Origin of the sequence: Pseudonocardia sp. EC080619-01, from assembly GCF_001420995.1 — a bacterium.
GTDB lineage: Bacteria > Actinomycetota > Actinomycetes > Mycobacteriales > Pseudonocardiaceae > Pseudonocardia.
The window spans coordinates 5303314-5317717 of record NZ_CP012184.1 but is presented as its reverse complement, the minus strand read 5'-3'; the positions used below and the strand labels follow the sequence as shown (position 1 = coordinate 5317717).

Sequence of the window (14404 nt, the reverse complement as noted above, 5' to 3'; positions counted from 1 at the left end):
GTCAGACCGCCGCGGCAGCCTGGGTGAACCGGACGTAGCCGTTCTTCTCGAGCTCGTCGGCCAGCTCCGGACCGCCGGACTCGACGATGCGGCCACCGGCGAACACGTGCACCCGGTCGGGCTTGATGTGGTTCAGGATCCGCGTGTAGTGCGTGATCAGCAGCACGCCGGTCTCGCCACCCTCGCGGTACCGGTTCACACCCTCGGAGACGACGCGCAGGGCGTCGACGTCGAGGCCGGAGTCGGTCTCGTCCAGGACGGCGATCTTCGGGTTCAGCAGGCCGAGCTGCAGCACCTCGTGGCGCTTCTTCTCACCGCCGGAGAAGCCCTCGTTCACCGAGCGGTCGGCGAACTCGGCGGAGATGTCCAGGTCGGACATCGCCTCCTTGACCTCCTTGACCCAGGTGCGCAGCTTCGGCGCCTCGCCGCGGACCGCGGTGGCGGCCGAGCGCAGGAAGTTCGCCATCGACACGCCCGGGACCTCGACCGGGTACTGCATGGCGAGGAACAGGCCGGCACGGGCCCGCTCGTCGACCGCCATGTCCAGGACGTTCTCGCCGTCCAGGAGCACCTCGCCGGAGGTGATCGTGTACTTCGGGTGGCCGGCGACGGCGTAGGCCAGCGTCGACTTGCCCGAGCCGTTCGGACCCATGATCGCGTGCGTCTCGCCCGCGCGGACGGTGAGGTTCACCCCGCGCAGGATCTCCTTGGGACCGTCCTCGGTCTCGACCGAGGCGTGCAGGTCCTTGATCTCCAGAGTGGACATCTTCTCTTTCCGTGGTGGTCGCAGTGCCCGATGGTCGCTTCGCCGGTTGCGCTCAGGCGCCCGTGATGGCCAGCTCGGCCTCGACGGCCGCCTCGAGGCGCTCGCGCAGCTCGGGGAGGGTGATCTTGTTCAGGATCTCGCCGAAGAAGCCCCGGACGACGAGTCGCCGGGCCTGGTCCTCGGGGATGCCGCGGCTGCGCAGGTAGAACAGCTGCTCGTCGTCGAACCGGCCGGTCGCGCTCGCGTGACCGGCGCTCACGATCTCGCCGGTCTCGATCTCGAGGTTCGGGACCGAGTCGGCACGGGCGTGCTCGGTGAGCACCAGGTTCCGGTTGAACTCGAACGTCTCGGTGTTCTCCGCCGCGGCCCGGATCAGCACGTCGCCGATCCACACCACGTGCGCGGAGTCCTTCGAGTCGCTCTGCAGCGCGTTCTTGTACAGCACGTTCGACTTGCAGTTCGGGACCGCGTGGTCCACGAGCAGCCGCTGCTCGAGGTGCTGCCCGGCGTCGGTGAAGCCCAGGCCGAGCAGCTCGGCGTCCCCGCCGGGACCCGCGTACCGGATCGTCGACGACACCCGGACCAGGTCGCCGCCGAGCTGGACGGCGGTCGCGCGCAGCGTGGCGTCACGGCCGACGTTGTAGTGCTCGGCGCCGACGTGCACGGCGTCGTCGGCCCACTCCTCGGTGACCACCAGGGTCAGCCGGGAGCCGTCGCCGAGGACGACCTCGGTGTTGTCGGCCAGCACACCCGAACCCCGGTGCTCGACGACGACCGTCGCCTGCGTGTGCGGGGTGGTGCGGATGTGCAGGTGGCCGGCCGCCGTCGCGCCCGCACCGGGGCCCTCGACGGTGATCGTCACCGGGTCGAGCTTCTCGCCGTCCAGCGTCACCACCGTGGCCTCGGTGAAGCCGGACCACGCCGCGGCGGCGACCCGGTCGAAGGGCACGCCGCCCTCGCCGAGCCGTGCGTCGCCGCGGCCGACCGTCTCCGTGGTGACCCCGGCGGTCTCGGTCACCGAGACCTTCGCCGAGCCCTGCAGGTCGGCGGACCCGTCGTGCAGGCCCTTGAGCCTGCGCATCGGGGTGAACCGCCAGTTCTCCTCGCGACCGCCGGGAACCTCGAAGGCCTCGACGTCGAAGGACTGGAACCGCTCGCCGGCCGAGGCGATCGGCACCTCACCCTGGCCCTCCTTGGCCCCCTTCAGCTCGGGGGCGAGGCCAGCAACATCCGACGTCATCCGACGGAACCCTCCATCTGCAGCTCGATCAGCCGGTTCAGCTCCAGCGCGTACTCCATGGGCAGCTCGCGGGCGATCGGCTCGACGAACCCGCGCACCACCATCGCCATCGCCTCGTCCTCGGTCAGACCGCGGCTCATCAGGTAGAAGAGCTGGTCGTCCGAGACCTTCGAGACGGTGGCCTCGTGCCCCATCGACACGTCGTCGTTGCGGATGTCGACGTAGGGGTACGTGTCCGACCGCGAGATCGTGTCCACCAGCAGCGCGTCACACTTCACCGTCGAACGGGAGTTCTTCGCACGCGGGTTGACCTGGATCAGGCCGCGGTAGGACGTCCGGCCGCCGCCGCGCGCCACCGACTTCGAGATGATCGACGACGACGTGTTCGGCGCCAGGTGGACCATCTTCGCGCCGGCGTCCTGGTGCTGGCCCTCGCCCGCGAACGCGATCGAGAGGACCTCACCCTTGGCGTGCTCGCCCATCAGCCACACGGCCGGGTACTTCATGGTCACCTTGGAACCGAGGTTGCCGTCGACCCACTCCATGGTCGCGCCCTCCTCGGCCTTGGCGCGCTTGGTGACCAGGTTGTAGACGTTGTTCGACCAGTTCTGGATCGTGGTGTAGCGGCAACGGCCGCCCTTCTTCACCACGATCTCCACCACGGCCGAGTGCAGCGAGTCCGTCTTGTAGATCGGCGCGGTGCAGCCCTCGACGTAGTGCACGTAGGCGCCCTCGTCGACGATGATCAGCGTCCGCTCGAACTGACCCATGTTCTCGGTGTTGATCCGGAAGTAGGCCTGCAGCGGGATGTCGACGTGCACGCCCGGCGGCACGTAGATGAAGGAGCCACCCGACCAGACGGCCGAGTTCAGCGCGGAGAACTTGTTGTCCCCGCTCGGGATCACCGAGCCGAAGTACTCCTTGAACAGCTCCGGGTGCTCCTTGAGGGCGGTGTCGGTGTCCAGGAACACCACGCCCTGCTCCTCCAGGTCCTCGCGGATCTGGTGGTAGACGACCTCGGACTCGTACTGCGCGGCGACACCGGCGACCAGGCGGGCCTTCTCCGCCTCGGGGATGCCCAGCTTGTCGTAGGTGTTCTTGATGTCCTCGGGCAGGTCCTCCCAGGAGGTGGCCTGCTTCTCCGTGGACCGCACGAAGTACTTGATGTTGTCGAAGTCGATCCCGGACAGGTCCGAGCCCCAGCGCGGCATCGGCTTCTTGCCGAAGATGTCGAGCGCCTTCTGCCGGAACTCGAGCATCCACTCGGGCTCGTCCTTGAGGCGGGAGATGTCGGCGACGACCTCCGAGGAGAGGCCACGCTTCGCGATGGCACCCGCCTCGTCGGAGTCGGCCCAGCCGAAGTCGTACCGGCCGAGCGCCGCGATCGTCTCCTCCTGGGTGAGCTCGGTGCGCACTTCAGGAGTGGTCGTCATACGGACTGCCTCCCTTTCGGGGACCGTGGTGGGAGATGGTCCCGCCTTCGGCGGGGCCTTCTTCTTCTTGCATCTTCCGCAGCCAAGCAGCTGGTTGCGGATCTACGGCGCGGGACGGCGGCGCCGAGTTCTCTTGCACGCTCCGCGACCAACCTGCTGGTTGCGGATCTACGGCGCGGGACTCCGACACCGAGTTCTCCTGCACGCTCCGCGACCAACCTGCTGGTTGCGGATCTACGGCGCGGGACGGTAGCGCCGAGTTCTCCTGCACGCTCCGCGACCAACCTGCTGGTCGTGGAGCTGCGGCGCGGGGGGTCGGCACCTTCTCCCGCTCCCCCTGCCGTGCCCGCGCGCGGAGTTCGGGATCCTCGAGCGGGACGTGTGTGGTGCACGCGGCGTCGCCGCGTGCGATCGTCGCCAGCCGCTGCACGTGGGTGCCCAGCAGCTCGGCGAACGCCTTCGTCTCGGCCTCGCAGAGCTCCGGGAACTCGGCGGCGACGTGCGCCACCGGGCAGTGGTGCTGGCACAGCTGCACCCCGAACCCGCCCCGGCGCGTCTGCGCAGCGTAGCCACGGGCGCTCAGCACCCGGGCCAGCACCTCGGCGCGGTCCTGCGGGTCACCGGCGGAGACCACCTCGGTGATCTCGGTGCCCAGCAGGTCGTGCACGCGGCGGCGCGCGAACGCGTCCACCGCGTCGTCCCCCGCCGCCTCGGCGAGGAAGCGCAGGGCCGACGTGGCCAGGTCGTCGTAACCGTGCCCGAAGCGGACCCGGCCCGCGTCGGTCAGCAGGTACTCCTTCGCCGGACGGCCGCGCCCGCGGGGGCGGGCGGACCGTACGGGTGCCCGGACCTCGGCCTCGCCGTCGGCGATGAGCGCGTCCAGGTGCCGCCGCACGGCGGCCTCGGTGAGCTCCAGCTCGGCCGCCACGACGGCGGCCGTGACCGGCCCCTGCTCCATGAGCACCCGGGCCACCGCGGCCCGGGTCCCGCTACCGGACGCGGGCAGCACCGCGTCGGACCCGTGCCCGCAGGCGGGGTCCGTGCGCGTCTGCGCCGTCCGGTTCGTTTTCACAACACCAGTGTTGCGGATATCCCGGCGGGGGGCAAAACCGGCCCCCGTTCGTCGTGACGCGGCTCACCCGTCCGGACGGTCGCGGCCGGTGAGGACCGGGGCCCCGGGCCCGGAAGCCGCCCCACTAACCTGCTGGGTCATGGTGACGCCCGAGGTCGCCCCACCCGGGCGCGACGACTCCTCCACGCGAGCGGCGCCGGCGCCCGGCTCGTCCGGACCCGGCGCCGACCCGCCGCGGACCGCCCGGCGCGGGCTGCGCGAGCAGGCACGCATCGCGCGGATCATGGGGCTGACGGGCGCGATCCTGATGGGGATCAGCGCGCTGGGGTCCGGCGCCTTCCCGGCACCGCACCCGATGAACGGCCTGCGGCTGATCGGGCTGCCCGCCCGCAACGTGACCCTGGCGATCGCCGTGACCTACGCCGGGCTGCTGATGGTCGTCACGGCATGGCTGTGGATCGCCCGGATGCTGACGGCCCGCGGCGCGAAGCACCCGGCACCCGAGCGGCGTGAGCTCACCCGCACGGCGCTGCTCTGGGGGATCCCGCTCGCGCTCGCCCCGCCGATGTTCTCGAAGGACATCTACAGCTACCTGGCACAGAGCGCGACGCTCGCCCGCGGGATCGACCCGTACACGATCGGCCCGGCGCAGGCACTCGGCGTCGACGACCCGCTGACCCGAGGCATCCCGACGATCTGGCGGGACACCCCGGCGCCCTACGGCCCGCTGTTCCTCGGGCTCGGCCGGGTGATCACCGCGTTCAGCGGCGACGACGTCGTCCTCGGGATCTTCCAGCACCGGATCCTGGCGCTGGCCGGCGTCGCGATGCTGGTCTGGGTGCTGCCGCGGCTGGCGAAGCGGTTCGACCTCGACGCCGGTCTCGTGCTCTGGCTCGGCGCCGCGAACCCGCTGGTGCTGTTCCACATGGTCAGCGGCATCCACAACGAGTCGATCATGATTCCGCTGATGCTGGTCGGCCTGCACGTGATGCTCGGCAAGGACGAGGGCGTCCGGTCACCATGGCGGATCACACTCGGAGCGGCGCTGATCGTGGCCGCGGCGTCGGTGAAGCTGCCCGCGCTGCTCGCGCTCGGCTTCGTCGGTGTGTACCTGGTCCGGCAACGTGGCGGACGGGTGGTCGACTGGGCCGTGATGATCAGCTGGCTCACCGCCGTCGCCGCGGTGGTCTTCACGTTCTTCAGTGCGATCACCACGCTCGGCTTCAACTGGCTGCGCGGCCTGTCCGCGCCCAGCGAGATCCTCAGCTGGATGTCGGTCAGCACCGACGTCGGCCTGCTCTCCGGGCAGATCGGGCGGGTGCTCGGGCTCGGAGACCACACCGACGCCACCCTCGCCATCGCACGCGGCCTGTTCGTGGTGCCGATGGTGATCGTCGTCGTGGTGCTGCTGCTCGCCTGCCTGCGCGGGCGACTCGACCCGGTCACCGGGACCGGTGCCGGGCTCGGCGCCGTGGTGCTCCTCGGGCCCGTCGTGCACCCGTGGTACCTGTTCTGGGCGCTCCTGCCGCTGGTCGCGACCCGGGCGATGCCCCGCTACCGGCGGGCGATGCTGGTGCTCTCGGCGTTCCTCGCGCTCGTCGTGCCGCCGACCGGTGCCGACTTCATCTTCCGCGCGTTCCAGCTGCCGCTGGCCATCGTCGCGTCGCTGGTGATGTTCGCGCTGTCCCTCCTCGTCGTCCGGCGGTGGCTGCGGGCGCCCGCGGAGCCGGACCCGACCCCGGTGCCGGTCCCGTGAACGCCGCGCTGGAGGTCCGCGGGCTGGTGGTCCGCTACGGCACGACGACGGCGGTGGCCGGGATCGACCTCGATCTCGCCCGCGGGGAGGTGCTCGCCCTGCTCGGCCCGAACGGTGCCGGGAAGTCGAGCACCGTCGAGGTGTGCACCGGTTTCCGGCGCCCCTCCGCCGGGCAGGTCACGGTGTTCGGCCACGCGCCCGACGACGACGCGGTCCGCCCCCGGGTGGGCGCGATGCCCCAGGGGGGCGGCGCCTATCCGGCCGTGCGCACCGGCGAGATGCTGCACCTGGTCGAGGCCTGCGCGGCACACCCGATCGACGCGAACTACCTGCTCGACGTCCTCGGCCTGCGACCGCGGGCCGCGACCCCGTTCAAGCGGCTCTCCGGTGGCGAGCAGCAGCGGCTCGCGCTGGCCTGCGCCGTCGTCGGGCGCCCGGAACTCGTGTTCCTCGACGAGCCGACCGCGGGGCTGGACCCGCAGGCCCGGCACCTCGTGTGGGACCTGGTGCGGGCGCTGCGCCGCGACGGGGTCGGCGTCCTGCTCACGACACACCTGATGGACGAGGCCGAGCAGCTCGCCGACGACGTGGTGATCCTCGACCGGGGCACCGTCGTCGCACACGGCTCCCCCGCCCAGCTCACCGCGGGCGACCAGACCGAGCTGCGTTTCCGGGCCCGGCCCGGGATGTACACCCGGGGGCTCGACGCCCGGCTGCCCGCCGGGTACGCGACCACCGAGACCGCGCCCGGCCGGTACCGGGTCCGCGGCCGGATCGACCCCCGCGCGCTCGCCGCGATCACCTCGTGGTGCGCCGACCAGGGCGTGATGGCCGACGACGTCCAGGTGGTGCGCCGCAGCCTCGAGGACGTCTTCCTCGACCTGACCGGACGGGAGCTGCGCTCGTGACCGAACGGTTCCCCGCAGGCACCTTCGCCCCCGACCCGGGGCGCGGCAACACCCTGACGATGCTGCGGGCCCAGGGCGGGCTGGAGACCCGGCTCGCCCTGCGCAACGCCGAGCAGGTGCTGCTCACCCTGCTCATCCCGGCCGCGCTGCTCGCCGCGCTGACCCTGGTGCCCGCGATCCCGGCGCCGGAGCCGCGGGTGGACTGGGTCCTCGCGTCGATGCTCGCGCTGGCCGTGATGAGCTCGGCGTTCACCAGCCAGGCGATCGCGCTCGGTTTCGACCGGCGCTACGGCGCGCTGCGCCGGCTCGCCGCGACCGCGCTGCCGCGCTGGCTGCTGGTCTGCGGCCGGCTGGCGGCGGTCGCCGCGGTCGTCGTCGTCCAGGTGGTGCTGCTCGGGATCCTGGCCCTCGCGCTCGGCTGGTCACCGGCCGGCGCCCGGCTCGACGGCGTCGTGCTGGCCGTGCTCCTCGGTGCGGCCGCATTCGGGGCGCTCGGGATCCTGGTGGGCGGCACGCTGCGGGCCGAGATCGTGCTCGCCGTCGCCAACGTCGTGTGGTTCGTACTGCTGCTGGCCGGCGGGATCGTGGTACCGGTGGCGGACCTGCCAGGGCCGCTGTCGGTGGTGGCCGCCTGGCTGCCGTCCGGGGCACTGGCCGAGGCGCTGCGTGCCGCGCTCGGGGCGGGTGAGTTCCCGCCCGCCGGGCCGCTGCTCGTCCTCGCCGGGTGGGCCGTCGTGGCCGGGCTGGTGGCGGCCCGCACCGTGCGCTGGCGCTGACCCGACCACCCCGCTGATCACGGATCGGGAAGGGAACCGGCCGGACACGGCCGCGACGCTTCCGGATCCGTGACCACCGGCCGGGCTCGGGCGATCCTGACTTCTGGCACAGGCATGACGAATCGGGCGCTGCCACGCTCGACGGGGCCAGCCCGCCACCTCCTGTACGGAGCGCCCGTGACCGTCGCGCACCCCGCCCCGCCGACCCGGCGGCTCGCCCCCGACCTCGCCCGCGGGGCGATGCTCCTGCTCATCGCCATGGCGTACGCCGGGGTCCACGCCGGCAGCGCGTTCGGCACCGACGTCGCGGGCGACCCGCTCCGGGACCGGATCGCCGCCGTCCTCACGACGCTGTTCCTGGACAACCGCGCGTTCCCGATGTTCGCGATCCTCTTCGGTGGCGGGCTGGCCTGGACGGTGGCCCGCCACCGCGCCCGCGGCACCGACGACGTCTCCGTCCGCCGGATCCTGCGCCGCCGCGGCGGCTGGCTGCTGCTGTTCGGCGCCGTGCACGCGTTCCTCGTGTTCCCCGGTGAGATCCTCGCGTCCTACGGCCTGGCGACCCTGCTGACCGGATGGCTCCTGCTGCGGCCCACCCGCTCGATCGTCCGCGCCGCGGGCTGGTTCGGCGCGCTGTCCCTGGTCACCGTCCCGATCTTCATGATCGGGCTGCGCCTCGGCGGATCGGAGATGCAGGCGGTACCGGGGTACGCCTCCCCGGAGGACTGGGTGGTCCGGCTGTGGTCGCTCCCGGCGTCACCCCTGGTCGTCGCGCTCGGCTACCCCCTGTTCCTGCTGGTCGTACTCGGCTACCTCGCCGGACGGGCCGGTCTGCTCGACGACCCGGGAGCGCACCGCCCACTCCTGCGCCGGATCGCCGGCGGCGGTGTCGCCGTCTCCGTCGCCGGGGCCGTACCGGCGGCGCTGACCGCCGTCGGCGTGCTCGCCGTCCCGCCGGTGACGGGTGGCCTGCTCCTCGCGCTGCAGGTCCTCACCGGGGTCGCGGGCGGAGCGGGGTACGCGGCGCTGTTCGCCCTGTGGGGGCTGCGTGTCGAGGCGGCACCGGGGCGGATCGTGCGCGCGGTCGCGTCGGCCGGGCGCCGCTCGCTGACCTGCTACCTGCTGAACTCGGCGCTGGTCGCACTGCTCCTGCAGCCCGATCTCGTCGGGCTCGGCCCGTCCGCCGGCGCGGCGGGTGCGCTGCTGGTCGCCGCCTTCGTCTGGACGGCGACGGTGCTGCTGGCCGACCGCCTGGAGCGGGCCGGCCGCCCCGGCCCGGCCGACGCCCTCCTCCACCGCCTGGTGCACCGCCGCCCGCTCCCCGAACCCCGCTGATCACGGATCGGGAAGGGAACCGGCCGGAAACGGCCGCGACGCTTCCGGATCCGTGACCACCGGCCGGGCCCGGGCGGCCGTTCTTCTACCATTCGTAGTGTGTCCCGCCTCCTCGCCCGCGTGCCGTCCACCCCGCCGGTGCTGATGCGCCGCCTGGCGATCGCGAACCTGGTCGCCCAGATCGGGATCGGCGTGACCGGGTCGGTGGTGCGGGTGACCGGTTCCGGCCTGGGCTGCTCGACCTGGCCGCAGTGCGAGCCCGGCAGCATGGTCCCGGTCTCGCACGCCGAGATCGCGCCGCTGCACATGTGGATCGAGTTCGGGAACCGGCTGCTCGGTGTGCTCGTCGTCCTCACCGCCGGGGCAGCGCTCCTCGGCGCCTACTTCACCCGTCCCCGCCGCCGGCGGCTCCGGGGGCTCGCGCTGGCGATGCCGCTCGGCGTCGTGGCGCAGGCCGTCATCGGCGGCATCACGGTGCTCGCCGGGCTGGCCTGGTGGACGGTGATGCTGCACTTCCTGGCGTCCATGGTGCTGGTGTGGTTCGCGGTGCTGCTGGTGTCGGCGGCGACCGAGGCCGACGGTCCCGTCACCCGCACCGTCCCGGCGGCCGGGCGGGGCCTGGTCGCGGTCTCGACGGCCGTGCTCGGCGCGCTGCTGGTCGCCGGGACGCTGGTCACCGCGGCGGGCCCGCACGGCGGCGACCCGGACACCCCGCGCCTCGACGTCGACATCCCGTTCCTCGCACAGCTGCACGCCGACCTGCTGTTCGGCTACCTCGGCACGCTCGTGGGCCTCGGCTTCCTGTTGCACGCCACCGGGGCGTCCCAGGTCCTGGTCCGGCGGTTCCGGATGCTGGTGCTCGTCGTGCTCGCCCAGGGCGCGCTCGGGGGCGTGCAGTACGCGCTGGGTGTGCCGGAGCTGCTCGTGTCGCTGCACGTGCTCGGGGCGGGGCTCGTCACGGCCGCCGCCGCCGCGGTGTGGGCGGGTACGGCCACCCGGCCCGACGCCGCGGTCCCCGGACCGGCCGCGAACCTGCCCGGGTCCGGCGCGGACCGCCCGCTCGCGGGCAGCGGCGCCGACCGCGCCTGAGCCGGCAGCGGCGCCGACCAGGGCTGAGCCGGGAACGGCGCCGACCAGGGCTGAGCCGGGAACGGCGCCGACCGGGGCTGAGCCGGGAACGGCCGGACGGATCTGCACGGGACGCCTGTAGTACGGCACTCTGGTGCCATGACCTCCGGATCCCGGCTACGGCGCGGTGGTGTCGCCGCGGCGCTCGCGGCCGCGCTGGCCGCCGCCCTCACCGCCGGCCTCGTCACCGCACGGGCCGCGTCGGCCGCCCCCGAGCTGCCGCCGGTGAGCCCGGAGGAGCTGGTGGCCTCGGTGCTGTCGGCGAAGCCCGTCGCGCTGGCCGGCACCGTCGCCGTCGACAACCGGCTGGGGCTGCCGTCGGTCCCGGGCGTCGCCGAGGACACGCTCGCCGACGGCACCTCCACCGCGCGTGTCTGGTCCGACGGTGCGGGCCACGGCCGCCTCGCACTCCCCCGTCCGGACGGCGAGCGCACCTACGTCCGTGACGGTGAGGGCACCTGGGCCTACGACTCCGCCGACCGGACCGCCACCCGCATCCCCGCCCGGACCGGCGACGGCCCGGACCGGCCCGACCGCGACCCGCAGGCCGCCGCGACGGAGATCGTCGGCGCGCTGCGCGGCACGAGCACGGTCGCCGTCGACGGCACCACCGAGGTCGCGGGACGTCCGGCGTACACCCTCGTGCTGACCCCCGCGGCCGGCGAGCGCACGGTGCTGCGCGAGGTCCGCGCAGCCGTCGACGCCGAGACCCGGATGCCGCTCGAGCTGACCGTCCTCGGGGCCGGCGCGGAGCCCGTCCTGCAGATCGGGTTCGACGACCTCACCGTCGGCCCGCAGGACCCGTCGCTGTTCACCTTCACCCCGCCACCGGGTGCCACCGTGGAGAACGCGCCCGCCCACGAGCGCGGCCGGGGTGGCCCGCCCACCGGGGCCGAGCGGCCCCGGGCGGTCGGTGAGGGCTGGGACACGGTCGTCGTCGGCACCGTCCCGCAACGTGCCCCGGACGGCACGGGCGGGCAGCCGGACCGGCCCGACCTGTCTGCCCTCGGCACACCCGTCTCCGGTGCCTGGGGCAGCGGCCGCGAGATCACCACGACCGCGGGCTCGGCGATCCTCACCGACGACGGCCGGTTCGCCGCCGGTGCGGTCGGCACCGACGTGCTCGGCGCGGCTCTCGCCCGGTGAGCGGATCCGGACTCGGCACCACCACGGGCACGGACACCGGGCTCCGGCCCGCGCCACCCGCCGCGCGGGTACGGGAGCTGCGGAAGGTCTTCGGCTCCGTCACCGCGGTCGACGGCGTCGATCTCGACGTCCCGGCCGGTTCGGTGTTCGGCATGCTCGGCCCCAACGGGTCGGGGAAGACGACCCTGATCCGCATGCTGCTCGGGCTGACCCGGCCGACCTCGGGCACCGTAGAGCTGCTCGGCCACCCCGTCCCGGGCGGCCTGGCCGCCGCTCTCCCGGACGTCGGCGCGCTCGTCGAGGGCCCCGGCTTCCACCCGTTCCTGTCCGGCCGGGAGAACCTGCGGCGGGTCGCCGCCACCGAGCCCCGGCTGTCCGACCGCGAGGTCCGGCCGGCCGCCGACGCCGCGCTGGAGCGGGTCGGGCTCGCGGGAGCGGCGGACCGCCGGTTCCGCGGCTACTCGCTGGGTATGAAGCAGCGGCTGGGCCTCGCCGCGGCGCTGCTCGTGCCGCGGCGCCTCGTCGTGCTGGACGAGCCCACCAACGGCCTGGACCCGGCCGGCACCCGGGAGATCCGCACCGTCGTCGCGGAGCTGCGGGCCTCCGGCGCCACGGTGCTGCTGTCGTCGCACCTGCTCTCGGAGGTGGAGGCGGTGTGCACGCACGTCGCCGTGCTCAAGCAGGGCACGCTGCTCGCGTCCGGCGAGCTCGGCCGCCTGCTCGACGCCGTCGCCGGGGGCTGGGAGATCGCCACCGCCGACGTCCCGGGCGCGCTGCGGGCGCTGCGCGACGCCGGCGCCACCGCCCACGCCGACGGCGCCGGGGTGCTGGCCGAGGACGGACCGGACGGCGCCGTGCTGTTCGCCGCGCTCGTCCGCGCCGGGGTGCCGGTGCACGGACTCCGCCGGCAGCGCCCGGACCTGGAGACCCTGTTCACGAGGATCACCGAGTGACCGTCACCGCCGACGCCCGCCCGGTCTCCTGGCGACGCCTGCTCGGCGCCGAGCTCCGCTGGGTGTTGCGCCGCCCGCGCACCTGGATCATGTTCCTGCTCCTGGCCGCCGTCCCGGTGCTGATGGGGCTGGGGATCGTGCTCGCCGACGGGCCCCGACGTGGCCTGGTCGGCGAGGTCGTCGGCAACGGCCTGACCCTCCCGGTCGCCGCGCTCTCGCTGCTCCTGGCGCTCCTCCTGCCGCTCGTCGTCGCCGTGGCCGCCGCGGACGCGATCGCCGGGGAGGGCCAGCACGGCACCCTGCGCGGGCTGCTGCTCGCCCCGGTCGGGCGGCTGCGGCTGGTCGCGATGAAGGCGTTCGGGGTGCTCGTGGTGGCCGCCGTCGCGGTCACGCTGGTGACCGTCACCGGGCTGGTCGCCGGGTGGGCGATGATCGGCCCGCCGGTGGTGCTCGCCGGCACCGGCGACGGCGGCGCGCTGCTCACCCTGTCCGGCTCCGTCCTGACCCTGCCGGACGCCCTGTTCCGGGTCGGCGTCGCCGCCGGATGGACGCTGGTGCAGCTGGCCGCGGTCGGCGCCGTCGCGCTGGCGGTCTCGTCGTTCACCGAGCACCCGCTCGTCGTGCTGTCCTCGGTGCTGGGCGGCCTGATCCTCTTCGGCGTGCTGGGTGCGATCCCGGCGCTGGAGCCCCTCCGCCCGTGGCTGATCACGACCGGCTGGGGCGCCGCCACGGACGTCCTGCGTGACCCGCTGCCCTGGTCGCAGCTCGGCCGCAGCTCGCTGGTGGCCGTGGGATATCTCGCGGCCGGAGCGGCCACACTGGTGGTCCGGATGCTGCGCCGCGACGCGTGAGGGCATGATCGCCCACGGCACCGGAGTCGATCGAGGAGGACACATGCGTGCGGTACGGGTGACGAAGGCCGGCGGGCCCGATGTGCTGGAGGTCGCCGAGATCGACACCCCGGCCCCGGGTGCCGGTGAGGTGCTCGTCGGGGTCGCCGCAGCCGGCGTGAACTACATCGACACCTATCAGCGCGAGGGCATCTACCCCATGGAGACGCCCTACGTCCCGGGGCTGGAGGGCGCCGGACGGGTCGTCGCGCTCGGCGAGGGCGTCGACGGCGTCGCCGTCGGGGACCGGATCGCGTGGGCCGCGACGCTGGGCAGCTACGCCGAGCAGGTCGTCGTGCCGTGGGACCAGGCCGTGCCCGTGCCCGACGGCGTCGCCGACGACGTGGCCGTCGGCGCGCTGCTGCAGGGGATGACGGCGCACTTCCTGGTGAACGACACCTTCCCGCTCGCGGGTGGTGAGACCGTGCTGGTGCACGCCGCGGCCGGCGGGGTCGGGCTCCTCCTCACCCAGCTGGCGACCGCCAGGGGCGCCCGGGTGATCGCGACGACCTCCAGCGAGGAGAAGGCGGCGCTCGCCCGCGCCGCCGGTGCGGCCGAGGTGATCGACTACACCCGGGTGGACGACCTCGCGGCCGCCGTGCGCGAGCTGACCGGCGGCGAGGGGGTGCACGCCGCGTTCGACAGCGTCGGGAGGACCACCTTCGACGCGAGCCTCGCGTCGCTGCGCAAGCGCGGGATGCTGGTGCTGTTCGGTGCCGCGTCCGGGCCGGTCCCGCCGGTCGACCCGCAGCGGCTCAACGCAGCGGGATCGGTCTTCCTGACCCGGCCCAAGCTGTTCGACTTCGTCGACACCACCGAGTCGCTGCGGGCGAAGGCCGGCGCCGTCTACGGCGAGGTCGCGGCCGGCCGGCTCGACGTCCGGATCGGGCACACCTACCCGCTGGAACAGGCCCGGACCGCACACGAGGACCTCCAGGCGCGGCGCACGACCGGGAAGCTGCTGCTCCTGCCGTCCTGAGCCGGGATGCTATGAACGGTCC

At 73.8% G+C, this 14404-nt stretch carries 12 protein-coding genes and 1 pseudogene; 9 read left to right on the top strand and 4 right to left on the bottom strand.

What is annotated here, in order from left to right; genetic code table 11:
* Position 1: 1 nt before the first annotated feature.
* The 4 genes and pseudogenes from sufC to AD017_RS24895 form a co-directional block, all read right to left on the bottom strand.
* Positions 2-766, bottom strand: a complete 765-nt coding sequence (gene sufC / locus AD017_RS24910) for a Fe-S cluster assembly ATPase SufC (protein ID WP_010242190.1) — start codon at positions 764-766, stop codon at positions 2-4.
* A gap of 52 nt (positions 767-818) precedes the next feature.
* Positions 819-2006, bottom strand: a complete 1188-nt coding sequence (sufD, locus tag AD017_RS24905; RefSeq protein WP_029240033.1) for a Fe-S cluster assembly protein SufD — start codon at positions 2004-2006, stop codon at positions 819-821.
* Positions 2003-3439, bottom strand: coding sequence for a Fe-S cluster assembly protein SufB (sufB, locus tag AD017_RS24900; RefSeq protein ID WP_029240032.1), 1437 nt, complete (start codon positions 3437-3439; stop codon positions 2003-2005). Before sufB ends, sufD begins: the two co-directional genes overlap by 4 nt.
* Before the next feature lie 283 nt (positions 3440-3722).
* A pseudogene (locus tag AD017_RS24895) lies at positions 3723-4397 on the bottom strand (helix-turn-helix transcriptional regulator); the annotation flags it as partial.
* A gap of 253 nt (positions 4398-4650) precedes the next feature.
* Between AD017_RS24895 and mptB the strand changes: the two are divergent.
* From mptB to AD017_RS24850, 9 genes are all read left to right on the top strand, one after another.
* Positions 4651-6267: a polyprenol phosphomannose-dependent alpha 1,6 mannosyltransferase MptB gene (gene mptB / locus AD017_RS36550; protein ID WP_060575736.1), complete on the top strand. Its 1617-nt coding sequence runs from the start codon at positions 4651-4653 to the stop codon at positions 6265-6267.
* Complete coding sequence (locus AD017_RS36545; protein ID WP_029240031.1) at positions 6264-7175, top strand: ABC transporter ATP-binding protein; 912 nt, start codon at positions 6264-6266, stop codon at positions 7173-7175. Before mptB ends, AD017_RS36545 begins: the two co-directional genes overlap by 4 nt.
* Entirely contained in the window at positions 7172-7951 is a 780-nt protein-coding gene (locus tag AD017_RS24880) for an ABC transporter permease (RefSeq protein WP_060575735.1), read from the top strand. Before AD017_RS36545 ends, AD017_RS24880 begins: the two co-directional genes overlap by 4 nt.
* Positions 7952-8128: 177 nt before the next feature.
* On the top strand, positions 8129-9286 hold the full coding sequence (locus AD017_RS24875) for a DUF418 domain-containing protein (RefSeq protein WP_082398915.1): 1158 nt from the start codon (positions 8129-8131) through the stop codon (positions 9284-9286).
* Positions 9287-9430: 144 nt separating this feature from the next.
* Positions 9431-10375 carry a heme A synthase gene (locus AD017_RS24870; protein ID WP_060576599.1) on the top strand — a complete coding sequence of 315 codons (945 nt, stop codon included), beginning with the start codon at positions 9431-9433 and terminating at the stop codon, positions 10373-10375.
* A 138-nt stretch (positions 10376-10513) separates the two neighbouring features.
* A complete protein-coding gene (locus tag AD017_RS24865) occupies positions 10514-11560 on the top strand; it encodes an outer membrane lipoprotein carrier protein LolA (RefSeq protein WP_060575734.1) in 1047 nt (348 codons plus the stop codon).
* Complete coding sequence (locus AD017_RS24860) at positions 11557-12513, top strand: ABC transporter ATP-binding protein (RefSeq protein WP_060575733.1); 957 nt, start codon at positions 11557-11559, stop codon at positions 12511-12513. The genes AD017_RS24865 and AD017_RS24860 overlap by 4 nt, the downstream gene beginning before the upstream one ends.
* Complete coding sequence (locus AD017_RS24855; protein ID WP_060575732.1) at positions 12510-13364, top strand: ABC transporter permease subunit; 855 nt, start codon at positions 12510-12512, stop codon at positions 13362-13364. Before AD017_RS24860 ends, AD017_RS24855 begins: the two co-directional genes overlap by 4 nt.
* A 43-nt stretch (positions 13365-13407) precedes the next feature.
* Positions 13408-14382: a quinone oxidoreductase gene (locus tag AD017_RS24850; RefSeq protein ID WP_060575731.1), complete on the top strand. Its 975-nt coding sequence runs from the start codon at positions 13408-13410 to the stop codon at positions 14380-14382.
* Positions 14383-14404 lie beyond the last annotated feature (22 nt).